At 48.1% G+C, this 23,869-nt stretch carries 28 protein-coding genes; 6 read left to right on the forward strand and 22 right to left on the reverse strand.

What is annotated here, in order from left to right; all coding sequences use genetic code 11:
• Nucleotides 1-49 precede the first annotated feature (49 nt).
• Nucleotides 50-772 carry a pseudouridine synthase gene (locus NYE37_RS08330; RefSeq protein WP_049720137.1) on the forward strand — a complete coding sequence of 241 codons (723 nt, stop codon included), beginning with the start codon at nucleotides 50-52 and terminating at the stop codon, nucleotides 770-772.
• A gap of 168 nt (nucleotides 773-940) precedes the next feature.
• Nucleotides 941-2,305 carry an amino acid permease gene (locus NYE37_RS08335; protein ID WP_037995431.1) on the forward strand — a complete coding sequence of 455 codons (1,365 nt, stop codon included), beginning with the start codon at nucleotides 941-943 and terminating at the stop codon, nucleotides 2,303-2,305.
• Between the two features lie 450 nt (nucleotides 2,306-2,755).
• On the opposite strand, the gene NYE37_RS08340 is transcribed toward NYE37_RS08335, so the two are convergent.
• Entirely contained in the window at nucleotides 2,756-3,178 is a 423-nt protein-coding gene (locus NYE37_RS08340) for a helix-turn-helix transcriptional regulator (protein WP_037995434.1), read from the reverse strand.
• A gap of 274 nt (nucleotides 3,179-3,452) precedes the next feature.
• On the opposite strand from NYE37_RS08340, the gene NYE37_RS08345 reads away from it, so the two are divergent.
• Both NYE37_RS08345 and NYE37_RS08350 read left to right on the forward strand, forming a co-directional pair.
• Nucleotides 3,453-4,463: a hypothetical protein gene (locus tag NYE37_RS08345; RefSeq protein WP_340711918.1), complete on the forward strand. Its 1,011-nt coding sequence runs from the start codon at nucleotides 3,453-3,455 to the stop codon at nucleotides 4,461-4,463.
• Nucleotides 4,464-4,633: 170 nt separating this feature from the next.
• Complete coding sequence (locus NYE37_RS08350) at nucleotides 4,634-5,878, forward strand: YeeE/YedE family protein (RefSeq protein WP_198050635.1); 1,245 nt, start codon at nucleotides 4,634-4,636, stop codon at nucleotides 5,876-5,878.
• A 71-nt stretch (nucleotides 5,879-5,949) separates the two neighbouring features.
• Here NYE37_RS08350 and NYE37_RS08355 read toward each other — a convergent pair whose 3' ends face one another.
• Nucleotides 5,950-6,225: an Mpo1-like protein gene (locus NYE37_RS08355; protein ID WP_037995438.1), complete on the reverse strand. Its 276-nt coding sequence runs from the start codon at nucleotides 6,223-6,225 to the stop codon at nucleotides 5,950-5,952.
• Between the two features lie 124 nt (nucleotides 6,226-6,349).
• Here NYE37_RS08355 and NYE37_RS08360 point away from each other — a divergent pair, with 124 nt between their 5' ends.
• Entirely contained in the window at nucleotides 6,350-6,703 is a 354-nt protein-coding gene (locus tag NYE37_RS08360) for a hypothetical protein (RefSeq protein ID WP_340711919.1), read from the forward strand.
• On the opposite strand, the gene ku is transcribed toward NYE37_RS08360, so the two are convergent.
• From ku to NYE37_RS08460, 20 genes are all read right to left on the reverse strand, one after another.
• Nucleotides 6,700-7,503 carry a non-homologous end joining protein Ku gene (gene ku, locus NYE37_RS08365; protein ID WP_340711920.1) on the reverse strand — a complete coding sequence of 268 codons (804 nt, stop codon included), beginning with the start codon at nucleotides 7,501-7,503 and terminating at the stop codon, nucleotides 6,700-6,702. The two genes, NYE37_RS08360 and ku, sit on opposite strands and share 4 nt — an antisense overlap.
• Before the next feature lie 3 nt (nucleotides 7,504-7,506).
• On the reverse strand, nucleotides 7,507-8,889 hold the full coding sequence (locus tag NYE37_RS08370; RefSeq protein WP_340711921.1) for a tetratricopeptide repeat protein: 1,383 nt from the start codon (nucleotides 8,887-8,889) through the stop codon (nucleotides 7,507-7,509).
• A gap of 152 nt (nucleotides 8,890-9,041) precedes the next feature.
• The gene (gene panD / locus NYE37_RS08375; protein WP_049720052.1) at nucleotides 9,042-9,425 is read right to left on the reverse strand and encodes an aspartate 1-decarboxylase; all 384 of its coding nucleotides are present in this window, start codon (nucleotides 9,423-9,425) and stop codon (nucleotides 9,042-9,044) included.
• A gap of 3 nt (nucleotides 9,426-9,428) precedes the next feature.
• Nucleotides 9,429-10,280 carry a pantoate--beta-alanine ligase gene (gene panC, locus NYE37_RS08380; protein ID WP_049720051.1) on the reverse strand — a complete coding sequence of 284 codons (852 nt, stop codon included), beginning with the start codon at nucleotides 10,278-10,280 and terminating at the stop codon, nucleotides 9,429-9,431.
• Nucleotides 10,277-11,140, reverse strand: coding sequence for a 3-methyl-2-oxobutanoate hydroxymethyltransferase (gene panB, locus NYE37_RS08385; RefSeq protein WP_049720050.1), 864 nt, complete (start codon nucleotides 11,138-11,140; stop codon nucleotides 10,277-10,279). Before panB ends, panC begins: the two co-directional genes overlap by 4 nt.
• A 290-nt stretch (nucleotides 11,141-11,430) precedes the next feature.
• Nucleotides 11,431-12,615, reverse strand: a complete 1,185-nt coding sequence (locus NYE37_RS08390; protein WP_049720049.1) for a NupC/NupG family nucleoside CNT transporter — start codon at nucleotides 12,613-12,615, stop codon at nucleotides 11,431-11,433.
• Between the two features lie 161 nt (nucleotides 12,616-12,776).
• The gene (locus tag NYE37_RS08395) at nucleotides 12,777-12,944 is read right to left on the reverse strand and encodes a hypothetical protein (protein WP_165489747.1); all 168 of its coding nucleotides are present in this window, start codon (nucleotides 12,942-12,944) and stop codon (nucleotides 12,777-12,779) included.
• Nucleotides 12,945-12,963: 19 nt separating this feature from the next.
• Entirely contained in the window at nucleotides 12,964-13,476 is a 513-nt protein-coding gene (locus NYE37_RS08400; protein ID WP_049720048.1) for a hypothetical protein, read from the reverse strand.
• Nucleotides 13,451-14,125, reverse strand: a complete 675-nt coding sequence (locus NYE37_RS08405; RefSeq protein ID WP_049720047.1) for a hypothetical protein — start codon at nucleotides 14,123-14,125, stop codon at nucleotides 13,451-13,453. The genes NYE37_RS08400 and NYE37_RS08405 overlap by 26 nt, the downstream gene beginning before the upstream one ends.
• Nucleotides 14,122-14,655, reverse strand: coding sequence for a hypothetical protein (locus tag NYE37_RS08410; protein WP_037995452.1), 534 nt, complete (start codon nucleotides 14,653-14,655; stop codon nucleotides 14,122-14,124). Before NYE37_RS08410 ends, NYE37_RS08405 begins: the two co-directional genes overlap by 4 nt.
• A 2-nt stretch (nucleotides 14,656-14,657) precedes the next feature.
• Entirely contained in the window at nucleotides 14,658-15,161 is a 504-nt protein-coding gene (locus tag NYE37_RS08415) for a hypothetical protein (RefSeq protein WP_198050633.1), read from the reverse strand.
• 12 nt (nucleotides 15,162-15,173) lie between these two features.
• Entirely contained in the window at nucleotides 15,174-15,716 is a 543-nt protein-coding gene (locus tag NYE37_RS08420; protein WP_049720045.1) for a hypothetical protein, read from the reverse strand.
• A gap of 5 nt (nucleotides 15,717-15,721) precedes the next feature.
• The gene (locus NYE37_RS08425) at nucleotides 15,722-16,360 is read right to left on the reverse strand and encodes a TetR/AcrR family transcriptional regulator (protein ID WP_198050632.1); all 639 of its coding nucleotides are present in this window, start codon (nucleotides 16,358-16,360) and stop codon (nucleotides 15,722-15,724) included.
• A 163-nt stretch (nucleotides 16,361-16,523) separates the two neighbouring features.
• Nucleotides 16,524-17,501, reverse strand: coding sequence for a biotin--[acetyl-CoA-carboxylase] ligase (locus NYE37_RS08430; protein ID WP_198050631.1), 978 nt, complete (start codon nucleotides 17,499-17,501; stop codon nucleotides 16,524-16,526).
• Complete coding sequence (locus NYE37_RS08435; protein WP_049720013.1) at nucleotides 17,479-18,714, reverse strand: CCA tRNA nucleotidyltransferase; 1,236 nt, start codon at nucleotides 18,712-18,714, stop codon at nucleotides 17,479-17,481. The genes NYE37_RS08430 and NYE37_RS08435 overlap by 23 nt, the downstream gene beginning before the upstream one ends.
• Before the next feature lie 14 nt (nucleotides 18,715-18,728).
• Nucleotides 18,729-19,853, reverse strand: a complete 1,125-nt coding sequence (bshA, locus tag NYE37_RS08440; protein WP_049720012.1) for an N-acetyl-alpha-D-glucosaminyl L-malate synthase BshA — start codon at nucleotides 19,851-19,853, stop codon at nucleotides 18,729-18,731.
• Between the two features lie 18 nt (nucleotides 19,854-19,871).
• Complete coding sequence (gene bshB1, locus NYE37_RS08445; protein WP_037995464.1) at nucleotides 19,872-20,573, reverse strand: bacillithiol biosynthesis deacetylase BshB1; 702 nt, start codon at nucleotides 20,571-20,573, stop codon at nucleotides 19,872-19,874.
• 61 nt (nucleotides 20,574-20,634) lie between these two features.
• Nucleotides 20,635-21,630 (reverse strand): 1-aminocyclopropane-1-carboxylate deaminase/D-cysteine desulfhydrase, encoded by a 996-nt coding sequence (locus tag NYE37_RS08450; protein WP_049720011.1) that lies wholly within the window; start codon nucleotides 21,628-21,630, stop codon nucleotides 20,635-20,637.
• An 18-nt stretch (nucleotides 21,631-21,648) separates the two neighbouring features.
• Nucleotides 21,649-22,449, reverse strand: coding sequence for a 4-hydroxy-tetrahydrodipicolinate reductase (gene dapB, locus NYE37_RS08455; protein ID WP_049720010.1), 801 nt, complete (start codon nucleotides 22,447-22,449; stop codon nucleotides 21,649-21,651).
• A gap of 32 nt (nucleotides 22,450-22,481) precedes the next feature.
• Nucleotides 22,482-22,814: a nucleotide pyrophosphohydrolase gene (locus NYE37_RS08460; RefSeq protein WP_037995465.1), complete on the reverse strand. Its 333-nt coding sequence runs from the start codon at nucleotides 22,812-22,814 to the stop codon at nucleotides 22,482-22,484.
• Nucleotides 22,815-22,964: 150 nt separating this feature from the next.
• Here NYE37_RS08460 and NYE37_RS08465 point away from each other — a divergent pair, with 150 nt between their 5' ends.
• On the forward strand, nucleotides 22,965-23,855 hold the full coding sequence (locus NYE37_RS08465) for a YitT family protein (RefSeq protein WP_049720009.1): 891 nt from the start codon (nucleotides 22,965-22,967) through the stop codon (nucleotides 23,853-23,855).
• The last annotated feature ends 14 nt before the right edge of the window (nucleotides 23,856-23,869 follow it).

A 23,869-nucleotide genomic window follows, 5' to 3' on the forward strand; every position in this document is an offset into this window, starting at 1 on the left:
TTGTGCTATTATGTTTTTTGTGAATCAAGAGAAAGAGAGCGTGAATCAGATGAAAAAGAAAAGCCAACGCTTGGATAAAGTCCTGTCCCATGTGGGGATCGGAACCCGCAAAGAAATCAAAAAACTGGTAAAAGCCGGCCGGGTCAGAGTCAATGATGAACCCGCAACCGACCCAGGCATGCATGTGTTCCCCTTTGAAGATCAAATTGAAGTCGATCACCAACCGATTTTGTACCGGGAACACATCTATTTAATGATGAACAAACCGCAAGGAGTCCTGTCCGCCACCGAAGATGCCTTTCAGGAAGTGGTGACGGATCTGTTGGAACCGGAACACCGCGTATTCTCGCCGTTTCCGGTCGGACGGCTGGATAAAGACACCGAAGGTTTACTGTTGTTGACAAGCGACGGAAAACTGGCACACCAGCTTTTGTCTCCCAAAAAACACATTCCGAAAGTATATGTTGCTGACATCGGAGGAGAAGTGACAGAAAACGATATCCACGCATTTCAAACGGGAATTACATTGGAAGACGGTTACACAACCATGCCGGGGGATCTTCACATCCTGCATGCCGGACCCCGATCCACCGTCGAAATCACCATCTATGAAGGAAAATTTCACCAGATCAAAAGAATGTTCCGGGCCCTTGGGAAAAAGGTGCTGAGTTTAAAACGAATCCGCATGGGTTCATTGGAACTGGATCCGGATCTGGCTCCCGGAGAATACCGTGAATTAACAACGGAAGAATTGAACAAATTAATCAAATAATAATCGGTCAAAAACACTTGAATTCCGGTGATCCAATGGATCACCCGCCCCTCCGCCAGAACCCCAAGGTCATCGATTCAGTTGAAAACGCTAACAAATTCATTTACAATGTTCTATATCAAACATTCATTATACTAATACAATCCTTTATTTCAAGGAGGCAACTTAATGGATAGCAAAAAAAACAATTCGGTTAATGAATTAGAAAGGGGGCTTGGTGACCGGCATATTCAATTGATCGCGATCGGCGGGGCCATCGGCGTCGGGCTTTTCCTCGGTTCAGCCCAAGCGATTCAAACAGCCGGACCTGCAATCATCCTCTCTTATGCACTTGGCGGGCTCATGATCTTTTTGGTAATGAGAGCTTTGGGGGAATTGGCCCTTTTTAAACCTGTTGCCGGATCCTTCAGCACCTACGCGACGGAATTTGTGGGACCCTGGGCCGGATTTGTCACCGGTTGGAATTACTGGTTTATGTGGGTGGTAACAGGAATGGCCGAAATTACCGCGGTGGGTGTTTATTTCCGTTACTGGTTTCCGGAAGTGCCGCAATGGATTCCTGCACTCGGGGCTCTTTTGGCTGTTTATATTGTCAACTTGATTACGGTGAAACTGTTTGGGGAAATCGAATTTTGGTTTGCTTTGATCAAGGTGGCCACCATTGTTGCCCTGATCATCATCGGTTTCATTATGATCACGACCGGTTGGGGCAATGGAGGGGAAGCCGTCGGCTTTTCAAACCTGTGGGCCAATGACGGGTTTATGCCCTTTGGCATCGCAGGTGTCCTGTTGGCCCTGCAAATGGTGATGTTCTCTTTCTTGGGAGTGGAACTGGTCGGAGTGACCGCCGGGGAAGCAAAAAATCCGGAGAAAACCCTTCCAAAAGCCATCAACAGTGTGATCTGGCGGATTTTGATATTCTATATCGGAGCCTTGGCCATCATCTTATCCCTGTATCCTTGGAACCAAATGAGTGGTGAAAACAGTCCTTTTGTGCTGATTTTCACAAAAGTCGGGATTCCCGCTGCCGCCGGCATCATTAACTTTGTTGTCCTCACGGCCGCTCTGTCTTCTTGTAACAGCGGAATCTTCAGCACCGGACGCATGCTTTACACACTGGCAAAAGACAGACATGCCCCACGCGCCTTGGGACAATTGAATTCAAGAAAGGTTCCGGCACGTGGTATCACGTTGTCTGCAGCGATCCTGCTGATCGGGGTACTGTTAAACTATGTCATTCCGGAGAAAGCCTTTTTATATATCACCAGCGTGGCCACTTTCGGTGCGCTTTGGACCTGGGGTATGATTCTTTATGCTCACTTAAAATTCCGTAAAAAAGCAGACCATGCAAAAGTCCATTTCAAAATGCCGGGTTATCCCGTCACCAACTGGATCGCCATTCTCTTCCTGGTCCTTGTGGCTTTCTTACTGTCCTTAAACCCTGAAACCCGGATTGCTTTGATTGTGGGGCCTGTTTGGCTCTTGATCTTGCTCATCAGCTATCAATTTGTGAAAAAAAGTACAGAAAAATAATTATGAATGAGGCTGCCTGTTCAGGCAGTTTTTTGTCCCTAATTAACATATTTTTCTAAATTATACATCTATTTTTGGTATAATAATAAAGAACAAACGATAAAGGAGTCCCTTTTATGTTGATCGCCTCCCTCCTTTACACCCTTCTTTTTTTGTCTGCAATGTTTTTTTCCCTCATGTCCATTCGGGCAGTGCTTGTAAACCTTCCGGTGATCCCCTGGATTTTGGGCCTTCTGGCGACAGGCAGTCTTTACATGTTCTTGGAATCCATCGAGGAGCTTTTTTTTTCGTTTTGACAGGACTGCGACGATCGGGAATCCTTTCTCCGTGCTTTCCATCAAAACGCCGGTGGATTCCCGATTATTCTGTAAATTTTGTTATTCGCCCGCAAACAGAATCCATCGTTCCCCGCTTTCCGGCACACGTTTTATCCTTCAGGCGGATCACAATTCACTGGCTGACTCTTTTTTCCGGAAGGGAGTCATATTTCCCCAGACCCAACATCCGGATATGCTCTTGAATCATTTCATCGTTGTAACCTTTGGCGCGCAATTCCTTGATTTTATTTTCCCGGCGCCGCAAAATATCTCTCATTTCTTTTTTGTCATATTCCCGGACGAGCTGTAATTGCTCCTCCTCCGTCGGCGGGATAAATTCATATAATTCATCCGGACGAACCCCGAGCAACCGGGCCATATGAAAAATCGTTTCCGGCCTAGGCATCGCCCCGCCCCGGGCCCACAAAGAAACCTGTTGCTTGCGAACCCCCAACGCCCGGGCCAAAGCGGTCTGACTCGGTTTTTTTCCGCAGATCTTCCAACCTTCTTCCCTTCTTCTCATCAACACACTGTCAATGCGGGGAATCAGTTTCATTCATCATCCTCCTCTTCTTGTCAAATCCACTCTTTCCGATCCTTCAACCTTTGAATTTGACCAATATATTCATATTTTTAAGTTTAATATTTCTTGAGAAAATAATCAAAAAACAAACCGTGATTCTCTTGGGAAAATCCTGCACCAAACAGCCCACCAATACAGAAGACGACTGTTTCATTTAAGATTTCGACAAATTGCTGTAAAAAAGGGATATATCATTTTAATATAGAATATATTTCTTTGTATTGTTTTATGAAGGAGGACGCTTTCCATGAACCGGAGATCGATGAATGCCTTGGCACTGACCATCAGCATGGCTTTTTCACCTGCCTGGGCTTATGCCTATCCACAAGTTGCAAAGGCCAGCCAACCGGCCGGCACCTCGGTCCAACAGCTCCAACATTTCAATGAAAAAACGGAGACCGCACAAGTTCTGGGACCTTCATCCCCCCATTACCGGGCCAACCTTTTCTATGACAGCCAAAATCACCGCATTCAAGGCAAGCTGTCCGTCACTTTTACCAACCATCTGCAGCAGGAAATGCAAGAGGTGTACTTTCATCTCCGGGGAAATGCCAAAACTTATCAGCAAAAAGGCGGAAAAACAACCATCAACCAAGTCCAAGTCAATGGAAGAAAAGCCGGATTTCAAGTCAAAAACCACACCGCCCTCCATCTCACTGGTTTTCAACTTCCATCCAAACAAAGCGCAACGGTTTCCATGGACTTTGAGGTCAACATTCCTCATGACCAAGGCCGTTTTGGGTGGCATCACACCACAACTTCACTGGAAAATTGGTTGCCGGTGCTGGCTGTTTACGATCATGAGAAATGGAATGTGGACCCGTATTCTTCATATGGAGAAAGTTTTTATAATCTTCCCGGAAACTATGATATTACTCTGACGACCGACAAACATCAAGTGATTGCCGCCACCGGGATCGAAATTGGATCGGCAAAGGTGCAAGGGAACTTGGCGACACACCGTTATCAAGCCAAACATGTCCGTGATTTTTCCATCCATATGGATCCCGGCTTTCAAGTGATTTCGGATCAAGTCCGGCACGTCAGGGTCAATGTATACTATACCAAAAAGCATGAAAAATACGCGGAAACCATGTTAGAAACCGCTGTGAACAATGTGGAATCATACATCCAAAAACATGGAAACTATCCATGGCCGGAGTTAGATGTTGTCTGTACCGATGGCAGATTTGGAGAATGGGATTCCCCGCAACTGTTGATGGTTTCACAGGTTCACAATAATTCTCGCAAAATATAATCCGTGATCGCCCGTTGAAACGGGCATTCTTGCCCCGTAAAAATTTGGGGCCTTTAAACCGATTATTCCGGTTTCCAATTATGATTTTTCATGGTAATATATTGTACTTCTAGGAATGATTTTTTTATCCCAAAAACCAACTATATTAATCGGAAAGGAAGTGATTGGGGATGGCCATGATCTCGACTTCATTGAAATCAACAACCCGTCCGGTCAATCCCTCTCCCTTGCCTTCGGTCCAAACCGGACTGGCATGGGCATCCGGATTGTTGTTTCTTCTTTTGGGATCGGTCATTTTATGGCAACAAGGCTCCCACCAAAGCCTTTTGTATGGAATCGGCTTTTTGTTGGGAATGACCTTGTATCATGCACGATTTGGATTTACTTCGGCATTCCGGCAACTCCTCACCGTCGGGCAAGGGCAAGGAATCCAGGCCCATATGGTGATGCTGTCGGTTGCCAGCATCCTTTTTGCCATCATCTTTGCAACAGGAGTCACTTGGACCGGTGCCGCTCCGCAACCCAACTTGTCTCCCGTCGGCACAGCCATGATTGTCGGCGCCTTTTTGTTCGGAATCGGGATGCAGTTGGGAGGGGCTTGCGCGTCCGGAACCTTATTCCATGTTGCCGGAGGACGATCCTCCTTGTTGCTGACCCTGACCGGATTTATCATCGGATCGGTTTTGGCCGCATGGAATTGGGATTTCTGGCAAGGGCTTCCCAGCTTCGGGGCGTTTTCTTTAGCCACCTCCACCGGTTGGGGATACGGACCGGCGTTGGTGGTCCAGCTGGCGGTTTGTGCGCTGATCTATCTTGCGGTCTCCTGGATTTCGAAAAAGAGAAACGCTCCCTTTCGGAAACCGGTTCCCACCACCCGGGGATGGAAACGGATCATCCGGGGTTCCTGGCCGCTATGGACGGCGGCGGTTCTGTTGGCTGTCTTAAACAGCCTGACTCTTTTCTTCAGCGGAAAACCGTGGGGAATCACTTCCGCCTTTGTGCTCTGGGGATCGAAAATTTTGCAAGCAACCGGAATCGATGTGGCTTCATGGAGTTATTGGTCCGGGGCAAACGAACAAGCTTTGAAAGAATCCGTCCTGGCGCACACCACCTCCATCATGGATTTTGGCATCATCTTCGGCGCTTTGTTTTCAGCCGCCATCAGCGGAACCTTTAAACTGCAAAAAATCACCCCCAAAGTGGCGGCCGCTTCTCTGATCGGCGGAATCATCATGGGATATGGCGCCCGTCTGGCATTTGGTTGCAACATTGGCGCTTATTTCAGCGGGATTGCCTCCTTCAGCCTGCACGGCTGGGTTTGGGCTGTCTTTGCATTATTGGGAAGTTATGTCGGCGTCAAATTGCGCCCGCTTTTTACATTAAAAAACCCGAAACCCACCGATCAATTTTGTTGATAAAAAAACGGCTCCCCACTTTTTGCGGGAGCCGTTTTTTCTTCCGGCCGCCCGTTTTTCCGGCGCGGCGATTATTTGGTTTTGCGCAACAGCTTGCGCAAAAAATAATACGGACCGATGATTAAATAAAGCGGATTGGAGAAAAAAGTCGGTTTTTTTCCCTCAAACGCATGACCAATGAACTGAAACATCCATCCCGCCACAAACAACCCCAGTGCCCATTTCCAATGAAAGAAAAACAGGGGCAGCGAAATAATGATCATTGGAATGCCGATCATATGGGTTCCCCGATTGACCGGATGTTGATGATCTCGGCGGTATTTTTCCAACATTTCAGAAACTTTCATCAGTACCTGCCTTCCTTTTTTTCCTGATTACTCTTATTATAACAAAACATCCTGCAATCAATCAGTGATTCTATCGTTTGAGAAAAAGTCATATACATCTTAAAAACAAGAAAGAGGGATTTATATGAAGTGGATCCGTTCCTCACTTTTTCAACCCCTTCTTGCCATGATCGGCATCGCCGCCATGATGATCGGCGGTTTGTGGCTGGGAAAAACTCTCGTCCCGATTGATAAAGCCGTCTCTTCCTCTGCCGAACCCGAAACCGGAAACTTGACCCGGGTTGAATATGTGATGGAAAAAGTGGGATCCAAAAAGGTTGAGGCCGAGCCTGCCCTTTCGGCTCCCACCGGTGCAAACAGTTACTGGATTGTGGAACATTACCGCCAATATGAGTATCATTATGATGCCAACCATCGTTTTCTCTACAAAAACCCCACACAACATGAAACTTATCTGCGCTATTGGCATGCCCGTTAGGAAGAAGCTTTCTTCTTGCGGCCCTTTTTTTTTCCTTTCGTGGCATCGATACTGGCTTGCAGCGCTTCCATCAAATCAACCACTTTTTCCGGCCGGCGATGCGGGGATTCGACGATTTCTTCATCGTTTATTTTCTTGTCGATGGCGGATTGGACAGCTGTCCGGAATTCGTCTTTGTATTTTTCGGGATCAAACTTGGTGGTCAATTGTTCAATCAATTGGGTCGCCATTTTTAATTCTTTTTCCGTCACTTTCGCATTGTCGGGCACATACGGGACTTCCTCGATGTTCCGGACTTCATCCGGATAGAAAATGGTCTCCATCACGAGGCAGGACCGGTAAATCCGAATTACGGCCAAGGATTGTTTGGAACGGATCGTCACCTTGGCCACCCCGATTTTCCCGGTTTCTTCCAAGGCTTGCCGAAGCAAGGCATAAGCCTTGTTGTTTTCATCCTGTGCCCCCAAGTAATAGGTTTTGTTAAAATAAATTGGATCAATTTCTTTTAACTCGACAAAATCCAAAATCTCAATGGCCTTGTCCGGATCCGGCGCAATGGCATCCAACTCCTCTTTTTCGAGCACCACAAACTTTCCATCGGCATATTCATAGCCTTTCACCACTTCATCCCAAGGAACCTCCCGCTGGCAATGCGGACAAGTCCGTACGGTTTTGATCGGTGTCCGGCATTCTTTGTGAAGGTAACGGAAACGAATGTCTTTGCTCTCGGTGGCTGCATACATTTTCACCGGAATATTGACAAGACCGAAACTGATCGATCCTTTCCACATGGTATGCATGATTCACACCTCATTTTTTAAGGATAATTGACTCCAGCAATCACGGGTGGCATCCGGATGACCTTCAATCAAATGGCAAATCCCTTCAAAAAACAACGGATCCTTCCAAGATGAAACCAACTTTTGAGCCTGGCGGAAATGTTGAATCGCTTCCTGGAGATCTCTTTTTTCCATCAAAGCCCGTCCTTTGTGATAATGCCCCATCGCCCGAATCGATGAATTCTCTTGTTTTAACAGCTTCTCGGCTAAATCGGCGGCTTCATTCACATTTCCGGTATGAATGGAAAGCCTGGAACGCACCGCCGTCCACACGGGTTCTTCCGCCACCTCATCCGGCAAGGCATTCAACGCTTTTTCCGCCCGGTGATGATCATGGACATCCATACACATCCAAACATAAGCCAACAACAATCCCGAGTGTTTCGGAAACAAGGTCAACCCTTTTTTGATCCAACTGAAAGCCTCATCTGATTTTCCGGTTAAAAAAAGATTCCATGCCATTCCATGATAGGCTCCCGGATGCTTCGGATGTTTCGCGGCCAAACGCCGATACCATTCCAAAGCTTTGTGCGGCAACCCCATTTCTTCATAATCATGAGCAATCGATTCCAACACATGCGGATGTTTGGTTTTTTCATAAGTTGCCAACCGCCAGAAAGAAACACTTCCCCATTCCTTGATCTCACGGTAGCAATGCGAAAGATAATACATGGACTCCCAATCATCCGGATTGGTCGACAAAGCCTGATAAAAACAAGGAATGGCCTCATGGTATTCCTTCAAACGATAGTGGCAAACCCCCATGTTGAACCAAGCGTCGCTGTGGTCCGACATGAGCTCCACCGCTTTTTTAAACTGACGGATTGCCGCGTGGTCATCCCCTTCCTTCACCGCAATACACCCCAGCATGTGGCGGGCAAAACCGGCAAACGCCTCATGCCTTGCCGTGTTGGATACCAATTGGAATTGACGGCTCGCTTCGGTAAACTTTCCTTCATGGAAAAGCGTCAGTCCGTAATAAATCCGGCCCAATAAAAAATCCGGTTCATCATCGATGACCTTTTTGAAAATATTTCCCGCCTCTTGAAACATCGTGAGTCCGTAATATCCCTGTCCCTGGCGAAACTGCCGCACTGCCGATTCGTTTAACCAGAACTCTTCTTCAAACTCCTCGCCCAATGACGATAAACCGGGATATCTCTTCGTCAGTTCCGCCAATTGCTCTTCCACTTTTGCCCAGGCTTCCAACATCTCATCGCAAGAACGCTTGATTTCCATAAAGCGCCGGCGCCATACCGGCCGCTTGGATGCCGGGCTTTGGGAGTAATTTTTTTCAATCTCTTTGATCGCGGACTCCGCCCATTTCAGCCATTGTTGATGAACCATTTTTTCTCCTCCATCCACAACATCGTTTATGTAGTTAGCCTAACTCCGCGCCTCCTTTTCCATACCTTTTTTCACAAAAAAACTCCCGCCTCTTTGGTGCGGGAGTTTCAGACCGTTGATATTGAAGTGTTTAAAACGGGATGCGGCCCGGTTTACAAAATGACACCGTGAACCTCTTCCCCGATCAATTCCACAATCCGGTTGTTTTCATCCATGATGGCGATTTTCGGCTGATGTTTCCGTGCCTCTTCTTCTTCCAACATCACATAAGACATGATGATCACTTGATCTCCGGGTTGCACTTTGCGGGCAGCCGCTCCGTTTAAACAAATCACTCCGCTGCCTCTTTCTCCCGGAATCACATACGTCTCCAGACGGGCTCCGTTATTGTTGTTGACCACTTGGACTCTTTCATTGGGCAAAATGTCCACTTTCTCCAAGATTTCTTCATCAATCGTGATGCTGCCCACATAATTCAAATTGGCTTCCGTCACCGTGGCGCGATGAATTTTCCCTTTCATCATGAACCGGAACATGTTTCACTCCCCCTTTCCTTCATACAAAAAATTATCGATCAAACGCGTCTTTCCAAAGTGAACGGCCACCGCCACCAAGACCGGCGGGCGGTCCAACCGTTCCACCGGTTCCAATTTCGGATAACTCACCGCTTCCACATATTCGATGCGTGCCAGCGGCCGGGTTTCAATTTGTTCCGTAATAAACCGGATGGCATCGCGGGCTTCCACCAGTTCGCCTTTTTCCACCCGCTCTTTGGCTTGCTGTAAGGATTGGGAAATCACCAGCGCTTGTTCTCTTTCCTCCAGAGAGAGATAAACGTTTCGCGAACTCATGGCCAGGCCGTCTTCTTCACGGACGATCGGACAAGGGACAATCGTAACCGGAAAATGGAGATCCCGGACCATTTGTTCGATCACGGCCACTTGCTGGGCATCTTTCAAACCGAAATAAGCACGGTCCGGCTGAATGATATGAAACAGCTTGCTGACCACTGTGGCCACGCCTGCAAAATGACCGGGCCGGCTCTTTCCGCATAACCGTTCCGTCATTTGTTTCACATTCACTTGCGTCAGCGGTGTCTCCGGGTACATTTCCTTGACATCCGGATGAAAAATGAAGTCCACTCCGGCTTTTTCAGCCAGTTCGGCATCCCGGTCGAGATCCCGCGGATACCGGTCATAGTCTTCATTGGGGCCAAACTGCAAAGGGTTGACAAAAATGGACAGGACCACCACATCGTTTTCCTTCCTTGCCCGTTCCGCCAGACTGAGATGGCCTTGATGCAAAAAGCCCATGGTCGGCACAAAGCCGATCGATCCGGTTTGCTTTTTTAATTCCTTTCGCATTTCAGCGACCGTTTGGATGATTTTCATTGGTTCGTTTCTCCTCCACTGGATCCATATAACTCATGAATCAGTTCATCTTTTAAGTGAGTGACATGGTTCTCCGCCGGGAAGCTTCTCTCTTTCACCTCTTGCACATAAGCTGCAATCCCTTTCCGGATGACTTCCCCGGCATCTTGATAAACCTTGACGAAGGATGGCCGGAAGTCGCCGGCCATGGCCAACAAATCATGATACACCAAAACCTGGCCGTCGCAATGGCGTCCTGCACCGATCCCGATCACCGGAATCCCCACCTTTTTGGTCACCAGTTCCGCCAATTCTTCCGTAACACATTCCAACACGATTGCAAATGCTCCGGCTTCTTCCAACCGTTGCGCCGCATCAAGCAAACGTCTCGCCGCAGGCAAATCTTTTCCCTGGATCACATACCCGCCCAATTGATTCACGGATTGGGGGGTCAAACCGAGATGCCCCATCACGGGAATCCCTGCCATAGTTAAATTATTGACCTTGTCAACAATTTCGATGCCGCCTTCCATTTTCACCCCGTAAGCCAGTCCTTCCTGCATCAGGCGGGCTGCGCTTTTCAACACTTCCCCTTCCGGCAGATGGGCGGTTGCAAACGGCAGATCGGCAATGACCATTGCTTTTTTGGCTCCCCGGGTCACCGCTTTGGTATGATGCAACATGTCATCCAGCGTCACGGGGATGGTCGAATCATAGCCCAAAACCACCATTCCCAAAGAATCGCCCACCAGCAAAATATCGGCTCCCGCTTCCTCCGCCAGGCGCGCAGAAGGATAATCATAGGCTGTAATCATGGCGATCGGCTCTTGCTTTTGCTTCATGCCGAGCAACGTTCGCTTGGTCACTTTTTTTCCCGTCATCAAACTCCCTCCCAAATTTGGGCCCTTGGGCGAGAGAAAAAAACGCCTTTTATCGTCACCCATCCGAGACGAAAAAAGGCGCAGGTATCCGTTACCTTTCTGTCCCCGTCCCAATGGCTCGAAGCAGATTCATAAACTCCAATATTCACCTTTTGAAAAAACAGGAAAACGACAGTGCAACTCTTTCACAGATGTTGCCTATCTCTTTTAACGTATCGGATCTTCCTCCGGAATGCAATATTTTCATGAAAAAACCCAGCGAAAAAATCCGCTGGGCAAGGTTTTCCGTTTTAAATAAACAATCCGGTCATTGCCGCCGTCAGGAAGCTGGCCAAGGATGCGCCGAACAATAATTTCAAGCCGAAACCGGCCACCACCGGCATTTGTTTTTCAGAGATCGCTTTAAAGGTTCCGGCAATGATGCCAATGGAACTGAAGTTGGCAAAACTCACCAAATAAGTGGACACCACGGCAACCGTCTTTTCGCTTAATTTCGGAATCATATCCTGGAACTGGAGCATGGCGACGAATTCATTCAAAATGATTTTGGTTCCCATCACGCCGCCGGCCGTCACCGCTTCAGACACCGGAACACCGGAAATCACGGCAAACGGCATCAGGATATACCCCAAAATGTTTGGCAAGGTCAATCCGGTCAAGTTGGTGGTCACAAAGTTGATTCCTTCCATCAGCGCGATAAATGCGATCAACATCCCGGAAATGATGGCCACCAGTTTCACACCATCGGATGCCCCTTCCCCGATCACTTCAAACAACCCGCGGCGCCGGTCGTTGGAAATTTTAATCACATCTTTTTCGCTTTCCACATGCACCGGCAACAAGATGCAGGCGATAATCAGGGCACTGAACATATTGAGCGGCAATGCCACCAGCACATAGGTCGGAGGCAAGATGGTCATGTACGCTCCGATAATCGTCGAACTGACCGATCCCATCGCAGAGGCACAAAGCATATACAGCCGCTCGCGTTTCAACCCGTCCAGATGGGTGCGGATCGCCAGCAACGCTTCACTTTGTCCAAAAAAGATGGAGCTGACAGCATTAAAACTTTCCAATTTCGGAAGCCCGGTGATTTTGGAAACCACAGCCCCCACAACCCGGATCACCCAGGGCAAAATCCCGATCCAAGTCAGAACGGCCATAAATGCCGAGAAGAAAACAATGGGCAACAACACATCAATGACAAAGACTGTATCCACACCTTCCGGCTTTAATCCGCCCACCACAAAGTCGATCCCGGCATGGGCAAAATCGACCAGCTTTAAAATCCCGGCAGAAACGCCGTTAATGATGATGGCCCCGATCTGAGTGCTCAACATCCCCCAGGTCACAATCACCTGAAGAACCAACATAATACCGATGGCTTTGTAGTTGATTGCTTTTTTGTTTTCTGAAAACAACCATGCCACTCCCATCACGATAAAGATACCTATGATGCCTATATAGTCCATCATCGCGTTCTTCATTCCTTTCGGTTTTATGAAGCCAAAAATAACATTATCATTAAAGCAAATTTAACTAAACAAGTAAACCCTTTCAATAATATTTGAAATGAATGTTTCTTATATAACCATAAAAAAACCCGGATTTTAATAGGAATCCGGGTCCTTTGTGGTTAAAACAACAAACTGATTCCAGTTATTGCAAGATAAATCAGGTTGATGAAAATCAGCCTCCACAACCACTGAATCATCGGACGCTGCCGGATGACAGCATAGATTGCCATCGCTGCACAACCCACGGTTCCAAAAATATCCACCAAATATAGCATACTGAAAAACATGCCGGAAACTCCTTCGTGATCAAGGCAATAAACCAAGCCATGCCAGTTTTTTATTTAATTGATTTAATTCTTGAATCGATTGACGAGTAAGTTTGGATAAGTCCAATAAACTTCGATTCTCACGGTTTGACTGTTCGGAAATGGTTTGGCTCAACTGCTTGATTTCTTTGTTTTGAGAGGAAATTTCCCCTAATCCTTCATATACATTTTTGGTATATTCGTTCAATTCATCCAAGCCGGTGATAATCTTTTGTTCACTGGCATTCACCCGCCCGATTTTCTCATTCATATGATTCAGGCGCTTTTTCGTATCCGACAATTGTTGATTCATCTCTTGCATCACGGCGGCCGTTTGTGAAAGCGGGGCCAAATGCCGGTTTGTCTGTTCTGTCAACGCTCTGGAGCGGGAAATATTTTGGTAAACTTCTTCCATCACCAGGTTCGTATTTTTTTGGTTTACAATTTGTTGATAGGTACCGGCTCCAAATAAGATCAACAATACCGCATTAGCGATCAGCCATGGTATCCTCATGTGACTCCCCCCCTGTCGTCTGACCGGATCCGGAACCACTCAGGCCGATCTTTCTTTTGAGATCATCCAGCCATTCAACAATCCGCCGGATGAAACGCAAATTGTCATACGATTTGTTTAATTCCACCATCAAATCATCCATCAGCGGGTGAAGTTGCTGACTGTTTTTCCCGATGTCTCCGGTGACGGCTGCAACATTGCCCAAATCCCCGATCACTTGCTCCATCTGTCCGGATATTTCGTTTGTTCTTGCGGAAACTTGCCCCGTCAAGGCGGAGGTTTCCTTTTGCCGGATCAAGATTTCCTCCATCTTGTCGCGGGCGGATATATTTCCCTGCAATTGCGATTCAAGCTCCGAACGGATGCCTTGGTTGATCCGGATTTGTTGATCCGCCAATGTCAATTGCCGATCCAACACCCCCAAAGACTGCCCCGCTTGTTTGACCTGATCCTCCAAAGCTTCGGTCTCATCAATCATGCGGTCTGTCAATCCCACCAGATCTTTGGTGATTTGAAAAATGTTATACTTGGATAACGAAGTAAGCAATACATGGTCGCTGAACCCGCTTAAAAACGGCATGCTCAAAAGAACCAACAAAAGTCCGATCAATCCTGTCTTCACATGGTGCCGGTTCCATGATTTTTTCATTGTTCTTTCCCCCTGAGCGGAGGGATGAAATCCGTCTTGTCATTCATTTCTTCCAAATTTTTGTTGATTTCTTTTTGTGTCGATACCATATTGGCAAGTGACTGGCGGATTTTCTGATTGCTTTCTGCCATGGACTGCAAATACCCGGCACTGTTGGCAAGAGATGTCTTGATCCCGTTTAAGCCGGCCGTGGTGGCATTGGTCTCTTTTCCGATCCATTCAACATGATCCGCAATCGACGCCACCACTTGATCTAATTGGATCAACTCCCCCTCCAATTCCCCTGTGTTGTTTTGAATTTTCGTGATTTTATGTTGCAACTGATTTGTTTTTTGCTTGATGACAGCAATCGTTTCCAATTGTTTATTCATTTGCTCAGACTTTGCCGCCGATTGATCCAGCGTTTCTTTCAGTTTTTTGGAATCGCTGGCAATGCGGTCCTGAAGCCCCAATTGCAGCCAAGTGTTTCCGGCAAGCACAATCAGCAAAACACAAGTTAATGCGGATAAACCCAATGATGATTTACTCATGCTCATTTCACTCCCGGAATTTTCCCGTTTAAGGATTCCGTCGACTCATTCAACCGCTTCATATGCTCCTGATCTTTTTGCGTCGCTTTGGATAATTGGCCCAATAATTGATCCAACTTTTTCAAATGCGGTTCCATCTCTGCCAGCGTTTGATTCACTTTTTCGATCTCTTTGCCGGTGTTGATGGAAGATTGGTAAGTTTGACGGTTCAAATCCAAACTTCCACTGATGTAATGGACCACTTCAGACAAAGAATCTAACGTTTTTCCCGTTTGTTGGATGGTTCCGTTCAAATCACCGTCCAATTGATCCAGCGTTTGAGTCATCCGGGTTAATTCCTCATTCTTTTGAATGATGTTTCCCTGCACCTGATTCAATTGTTGAACCGCTTTCAAATTTTTGTCCAAGCTGCTCTGGATCTTTTTCATCTGTTGGGTCATGGTGACACCGTTGATCAACAAAGCCGTCAGGCACAAGATCCCGAGCACTTGAATAATCCTCAGCATTTTCTCCCTCCTTTAAGGCAGAGAGTTTTTCACTTGTTCGGCCATCTCGGCAGCTTGTCCCAACTTTTTCTCCAATAACTCATTTTGCTGCAAGACTTCATTCAGATTGGCCTCGGTTTGTTCCGTGATTTTCTTCAATTGGCCCGCTTGCGTTGCCTGTTTTCCCCCGCTTTTGGAAATGGTGTCCATCTGCTTGGCCAACCGCTGGCTGAGACTGTGCAAGTTTTGGCTCAACGGGACTTGCTGGCCGGTAACCACCCGGATTTGATTCAGCTGTTCCACCTGGGCGCCGGCCAACTCTCCCACCCGGGCCAACTTTTGATTCACTTCTTTTGTTTTTCCCGATTGCTCTTCCAGCTTTCGGATCCCCTGAATGATCCCTTGATTTACATTGCCGAGTTGCTCTGTTCTTTCATGGATTTTGGCAAGGGTTCCACTTAAATCAAAGTCTTCAAACGATATCTCGGACCACGGGACTTTGGTGGCGGCGGCCCAACCTCCCCCGGCAAGGATCACAGCTGCAATCAAGCCGGAAACCACCCGCTTTTTCTGCAACCCTTTTACACCCCCTTTCCCGATTCTTCCCGCAAAATCTTGCTCAGCATTTTTTCCAAAATGGTTGCGATGTGATCCACGTCCGGCTGTTTATCTGACAACAGAGATTGGATCACCACTTGATGAATCGCCCCCACCATGGCATTGGAGATAATCCATTTCTCATTTTCTGTTTTAAGCATCATTAATTCCCTTTGGAAAATACCAGCAAAAAATCGCATCATCTCTTCACGTTTTTCCTGCAACTCCGGGACAAATCCGATGGTATCGATCAAAAGCAGCTTGGCCAGCTCCTGATATGTCAGACACATCCCGATATATTCCCTGATCGCCTGATAAGTCCGTTTTGCCGTTGTCGGGGGATAATCACGCAATTTCTTTTCCACGCGCCGGACCACTGCGCCTGAAACCAGATCGAAAAGATGGCTCAACACCGCTTTTTTATTGGGATAATGCTTGTAAAAGGTGGATTTGGATGCATGAGCCAATGCGACAATGTCACTCACCGTCGTGGCAACATAACCCCGTTTCGAAAGCGCTTTCGCAGCTGCCGACAAAATCCGCGCCTGCTGCTCTTTGAGACACACTTCCGTTTGAAAAAAATGGTCGATCGGCGATAATTCCTGCCCTTTGATTTCCGCCAAACGCTCCCCCCTCCAAACAGTACGTTGTCGTACTATTTAGATATATTATAATATAAAGTATATTATTAATAAATATAATAGACAAACATTATGGATATTTTATGTCAAAAAATAAAAATCGGACAAGAACGAGAAAAAACCTCGTCTGTCCGACATTCCATTTTTATTGCCATTCGATCTCCGCGGAATAAACCGGAACAACACCGGAAGAAGTCCGGATCAACAATGCCCCTTGTTCATTCAAGTGTTCCGCCAAACCGGTGATGGTGCTTTGCGTGGAACGGGCCGTGATCACTTGCCCCAGCATCCCCGCTTTTTCTTCCCATTTTTTGCGAATGGGGGAAAAACCTTTTTGCAAATAAAGGAAATACGTTTGTTCCAGTTCTTTTAACAATGCCGCCACCAAAGAGGCGCGGTGGATTTTGCGACCGGTCTCCATGGCAAGCGACGTTCCGACATTCACCAGCTCTTCCGGAAAATCTTTGGCTTCCGTGTTGACATTCATTCCAATCCCCATGATGACATAGTGTATCCGGTCCTGTTCCCCACGGATTTCCGTCAAAATCCCGCACACTTTTTTTCCTTGCACCAAGATATCATTGGGCCATTTTATTTTTGTCGGCAAATTCGTTTCTTTTGAGATGGCTTCCTGAACCCCCACCGACGCCAGCAGGGTTAATTGGGACGCCTCCGCCAGCGAAATGGGAGGTCGCAAAATCAGGCTCATCCAGATCCCCGACCTTGGTGGAGAATGCCAGGCTTTTCCCATCCTTCCACGCCCGTTCACCTGTTCCTCCGCGATTACGACGGCCCCTTCGGGAGCCCCGTCTTTTGCCCATTGATGAGCAATGTTTTGCGTGGAAGGCGTGGATTCGACATATCGGATTTCACACCCCAACCGCTCCGTCTGCAAATGGGGATAAATCTCTTCGGGAGCAACCCGGTCGGGGCGGTACCTTAACCGGTAGCCTTGTCGGGGTTTGGCCTCAATTTCATAGCCTTGTTTCCTCAGCTCTTCAATCTGTTTCCAAACGGCTGCGCGACTGCATCCGATCCGGCGGCTCAGTTCTTCACCTGACAAGGATTCGTCCGGATTCTCGACGAATAAGCGAACAATTTCATTTCTGATGGAGCGCTCCAATTTTACACCCTTCCTTCAGCAAAATTTCTTTCTCATTGGGAAGTTTTCCAAGTGCCACTTGTTCCAAAAGAACCTGCAGGACTTTACCAATCCACGGGCCTTTTTCCCATCCGCAGTGCCGGACGAAATCCCGGCCGCTTACCTTCAACTCCCGGGCTTGATGAATCTTCAGGCCGTTCCACCACTGTACAAGCTGTGAATCAGAAGGAATCCGCTGTGTGTCGGGGCCGGTCAGTTTGGCCAGATTTGCCGCGTTGGCCACAATCTCCGGCCCTTCTGCCAGCAAGAGACGGCACCAGTCTTCCCGGCTCATGGAATCAACCGGATCTTTCCACTGGGAAGCCAGCGAAAAACAAGCCGATATTTCTTTATTCTCCTTTTTGGAAAGCTTTAACTGGCGGAGCCGTTCTGCCAACTGATCCCGGCGGGTGCCGCATAAATGGAGCAGATACGCCCATCTCACCGTCCGGCTTTTCATCTGATCAATCCGTGGCGTTGCCTTCACCGCCTCATCCGGGAGATCCCACCGGCGAAAAGGAGGGAGGAAATGGATCAGGCGTGTTAGAAACAGAAGACGGAATCCTTGAGACACGGTATCGGCATCAAACATTTTGTTGAGTTCCGAAGTCACCCTTTCGACCGACAAATAGCTTCCCTTGTCCCGGTGCCGGCAGATGCCTTCTTCTGTCGCCGGATCCAAAACAAACCGGAATTGGTTGGCAAAGCGAATCGCCCTCAGCATCCGGAGTGCATCTTCCTGAAAACGTTCCGACGGATCGCCCACCGTGCGTATGATTCCTTCATCCAGATCTTTCCGCCCGCCAAAGTAGTCGATGATGCGGCCGTTTCGGTCCTTGGCCATGGCATTCATCGTAAAGTCCCGGCGTTTCAAATCCTCCTTCAACGATTGCACAAACTCCACTTTTTCCGGTTGCCGGTGATTAGAATATTTTCCATCGGTTCGGAACGTTGTCACCTCAACCGGGACTTTCTGTTCCACCACCATCACCGTTCCATGCCGGATTCCGGTCGGGATCACTTTTTCAAAGATCTCCATCACTTGTTCAGGCCGGGCATCAGTCGTCACATCATAATCTTGGGGAATCTTTCCCAAGCATTCGTCCCTGACGCATCCGCCAACCAAATAAGCTTGATAACCCGCTTGTTCCAGTTTCTCCATCACATGAAGCGCCGCCATTTTTCGATGGTCCATGGAAGATCACCAACTCACCCGTTAATCACCCGACGATAAATTTCTTCATATTGTTCAACGATCTTCATCCCGCTGAACACCGTTCTTGCTCTTTGCAGGCCCGCTTTTGCAAACGAATCATGCATCTCGGGATCCTGCAACAATTGAACGGCATAACCAGCCATTTCATCCACCGCGCCTACCGGGGACAAAAAACCGGTTTTCCCGTGTTCAACAACCTCCGGGATTCCTCCCGCATCAGATGCAACGGCCGGAACCCCGCAAGCCATGGCCTCCAGAATCACCAGACCAAAACTTTCCTTGGCAGAGGGAAGAAGCACCAAATCGGCCAGGGATATCAGCCGGGACACTTCATCCTGTTTTCCCAAAAAGATGACCCTGTCTTCCATCCCCCATTGTTTCACCTGATCAATCACCCGTGGAAGTTCGGGTCCTTCGCCCACCATCAACAACCGGGCCGGCACGGATTCACTCACCTTGCGGAAGATCTCAATCACATCCATCGGCCTTTTGACGGGACGAAAATTGGAGATGTGAAGCAACAGCTTTTCATCCGGATCCACATACTTTTTCCGAAGGTCGGAAACATCCCGCGGATAATACACCCTTGTATCAACAAAGTTGTAAATGCAGTCAATCCTCTTTTCGTAATCCTGACAAAAAAGGGATTTCGTTTGTTTGGCAAGATCCTCCGATACCGCCGTCACCGCATCACTCTGCCGGATTCCGAAACAAATAATGTCCCTCAGCGATGGATCTTCCCCCAACACGGTGATGTCGGTTCCGTGCAGGGTGGTGACGACCTTCAAATTTTCCCCCACCATTTGTTTGGCCAACACGGCGGCTATGGCATGCGGGACGGCATAATGAACATGAAGCAAGTCCAAATCATATGTTTTCGCCACTTGTGCCATCCGGCTGGCGAGCGACAAATCATAGGGCGGATACTTAAAAACCGCATACCGGTTGGCCTCAACCCCGTGATACCGGATATTTTGGTGAAAGTTTCCCAACCGGAAAGGCATGTCATATGTAATAAAGTGAATATCATGCCCTTTTTCGGCCAATAGTTTGCCCAGTTCGGTGGCTACCACGCCAGATCCCCCGTGTGACGGATAACAAGTAATCCCGATTCGCATCCAAATCCTCCTTCATCTTTAAAGAAAATCTTTTTTTACCGGATGAGGACTCACCAATCCTTCCCCATAGCGTGCACCGATTTGTTGCCCCCATAACTGATCCCGGCCTTGAATCATAGCCAAATATGCGGGCTGGTTCAGCGGGGTTTGAACCTGTCCTTCCCCGGGGGAAAACTGGCTGCGGTAGGCAAGCAAGGCTTGCTTTTTTAACTCGTAAACATCCGAAACGTCCACAACCACATCCGCTTCACCCATGTGATTAATAAAATAATAATAAACTTGCTCCACACGATGGGCTCCCTCGCCGCCAGGCGTTTCTTTCTTCCGGATGGCTGCGTCAAACACCGCTTCTGTGACCATTTTGCTGCACTGAACGTGATCCGGATGCCGGTCTTTCCAATAGGGGGCGAGCACCACACGGGGACGGAGCTTGCGGATCACCTGCGTCATTTTTGACAATTGTTCCTTGCTGCCGGTCAGCCCCCGGTCCGGGAAGCCCAGATAAATGCTTTTTTCCACTCCCAGGATCGCCTCGGCTTTCTTCGCTTCTTGTTTGCGAAGCTCCACCGTCCCGTTGGAAGAAAGCTCGGCATCCGTCAAATGACAAAAAGCAACAGAATAGCCGTTTTTTGTATGTTTTGCCACCAAGGCGCCCGCCCCGATTTCAATATCATCAGGATGAGCGCCAAATGCTAAAATATCAACGGTTGTAGTATTCACTTCACACCCTCTTTTCCTGTCTCATTTTTTATAAGTTCCCTGCTTGGTTTGGTGCTTGAAATCACGCTTCATCCTGTGAAAGGGAAGAAGCGTGGGTAAAGACAGCCGGAGTTCCGCCGGTGTGCCAAAATAACACGTGTTTATCCTTTAACAGCCCCTTCCGGGACCGGTCAATCAATCCCGACAGGGCTTTTCCCGTATAAACCGGATCGGCCATGATGCCTTCCAAACGCGCAAGCAGACGAATGGCTTCATTGCCGTCTTTGGACGGGACCCCGTATTTTTTCCCGATGTATTGATCAAACAATTTCAAAGCATCCATGGAAACCGACTGGTCATGACCCACCCATGACAACAATTGGGAAGTGAAATTCCGAATCTCTTGATATAAAGTCTCTTTCGATTCCCAAACGCTGATTCCCATCAATTTCGTTTTTTGCGGATATAAATGAATCCCGGCCAGCAATCCGGCAATCGTCCCGCCGGAACCGGCTGCCACATAAATTTCATCAAAAGGAGGAAGCTGTTTCTTTTCCCGCTGTTCCTCCAGCTCTCTCCAAGCGCGAAGGTAGCCGTAATCTCCGACCGGAGTCGATCCGCCGACCGGAATGGTGTAAGGTTTTTTCCCTTCTTTTTCCGCTTCGGCCGCTTTCTCTTTCATCGCCTGATACAAATTTTTTGATCCATAAACCCCTGTTGTGAACATGGTCGCTCCCATAATATGATTCAGCAGCAAGTTTCCTTGCCGCATCCCCATATGGCGACCGGCAAAACATAACCATGTCTCCATGCCGGCCTTATTGGCAACCGCAGCCGTCAGCCGGGCATGATTGGATTGGGGGCTGCCTCCGGTGATCACCAGATCACACCCCTTGGCCAAAGCATCCCCGATCAAATATTCCAATTTCCTGAGTTTATTTCCCCCAAACATCAGTCCCGTCAAATCATCCCGTTTGATCCATAAACTTTTCAACCCCAAGTGCTCTGCGAGACGAGGCAACGGTTCAAGCGGAGTAAAACCATCCAGGATTACAAAATGATTCATCGGATGAGGCACGGTTCCATTCTCCTTTGATCACAACTCCAAGATATTTTCCAAACCGTAGACCAGCTTGTCCAACGTCATCACTTTTTCAATCGCCAATTTCACGCCCGGCATGAACGATTCCCGGTCGAAAGAGTCATGCCTTACCGTCAGCAATTGCCCATCGCCGCCAAACATCACTTCCTGGTGAGCGACCAATCCGGGCAACCGGACACTGTGAATCCGGAAACCGCCGACATAAGCGCCCCGGGCCCCTTCGAGCAACTCTTTTTCTTCCGGATGTCCTTGTTTTAATTCAACCCGGCTTCTCTGAATCATCTCGGCTGTTTTGACCGCCGTTCCCGAGGGGGCGTCCAGTTTCCGGTCATGATGGGATTCCACAATTTCCACATGGGGTAAATATTTCGCCGCTTTTTGCGCAAAAACCATCATCAATACAGCACCAATGGCAAAATTGGGAGCAATGATCGCACCCACCCCGGTTTGTTCACTCATTTCCCGGAGGGATTTTATATCCGATTCAGACAACCCGCTGGTTCCCACCACCGGACGAACGCCCGCCTCCATGGCGAGTTCCATATTTTCTTTCACCACTTCCGGTGTCGTAAAGTCCACCAATACATCCGCCCGGGTTTTACTGATGGCTTCGAGTGTGGAGGAAACAAAGGAGACCCCCAACGGCCCGATTCCAATCACTTCTCCGACATCCTTTCCCGCGTGGGTTCGGGATGTGGCTCCGACCAGTTCCAAGTCTTCGGTTTTTGTTAACATCTTCACAACTTCCCGTCCCATTCTTCCGCTTGCTCCGGCTACGATGACTCGAATCTTCATGGTGTTTCGTCTCCTCTTCTCCCTTGATGTTTTTATTTGTCTTCAATCCGCGTCCAACGGTCGGCATCCCGCGTTTGGTATTTGTCCATCACTTTTTGGTAAGCCTCTTCCAAATCGATGTCCAACGAGTTGGCAAAACAAGTAATGATAAACAAAAGATCCCCCAACTCATTTTCAATCGAATTTTCTTCCTCCTCCGGCTTTTTGGGTTTTTCGCCGTAGCGGTGATTCACTTCCCGCGCCAGCTCCCCCACTTCTTCCGTGAGGCGGGCCAGCATGGATAACGGATGAAAATATCCTTCCTTAAACTGACCGATATATTGATCAACCTCTTTTTGGAGGTCATTGATCGTTTTGCCTGCCATTGCTTCACCCTCCTGCTCCATACTCATGTTAACGTAAAATACTGTACAAACTCAATCTCCTTCATTATACCGATCTTTTTCAAGCATTGAACCTGGAAATCAGGGCATGTATAATATATCGGAAATGATCCTTTGACAAGGAGAATCCAAATGAAAAAAAACAAAATTCTTTTACATATTTCCAAGATCGTGATCCTTTTGACCGGTTCACTGATTTTTGCCATGGGGGTCAACTATTTTGCCATCCCCAGCAATTTGGCTGAAGGAGGATTTACCGGGATCAGCCTGCTTCTGTTTTATTTGTTCGGCTTTTCGCCCGGTCTGGTGATCCTGCTTTTAAATATACCTCTTCTCTTTGTCGGATACAAAGTATTTGGAAAACAATCCTTTATTTATACGATCCTTGGGATCGCCTCTTCCTCCTTTTTCTTGGAAATCACCAAAAACATTGTCACATGGTTCGGTCCCCCGCCGGAAGACACCTTATTGTGCACTTTGTATACCGGAGTGTTGGTGGGAATCGGCCTGGGGCTCATTTTCCGGACCGGCGGCACGACCGGCGGCGTGGATATTATCGCCCGGCTTGTAAACAAATTTTACGGCTGGAGCATCGGCCGCACCATGTTGATGTTTGATTTCGGCGTCATTCTCTCATCTGTCTTTATTATCGGGCTGGACATGGCCATGTACACGTTGGTTTCCGTTTTTATCAGCGCACGGGTCATCGACTTTGTCATTGAAGGTTTAAACGCATCCAAAGCCGTCACCATCGTGTCCAACCGCCCTCAGGAATTGGCCGGCACCATTGTCAAAAAGATGGATCGCGGCGTCACCATTTTGACCGGACGCGGCGGATATACCGGGAAAACGCGCGAGGTTTTGTATGTGGTGGTTGGCCGCAACGAGCTGCCCAAACTGAAACAAATCGTCCATCAAATCGATCCGCAAGCTTTTGTCGTTGTCGGCGATGCCAGAGATGTCCTGGGCGAAGGATTCAGTTATGAAAAAACCATCGCTTACAGCAATCACCATCGGCCCTGAACCGGAAAGCCCTT

This window comes from Thermoactinomyces sp. FSL K6-2592 (genome assembly GCF_038006465.1).
Classification (GTDB): Bacteria; Bacillota; Bacilli; order Thermoactinomycetales; family Thermoactinomycetaceae; genus Thermoactinomyces; species Thermoactinomyces vulgaris.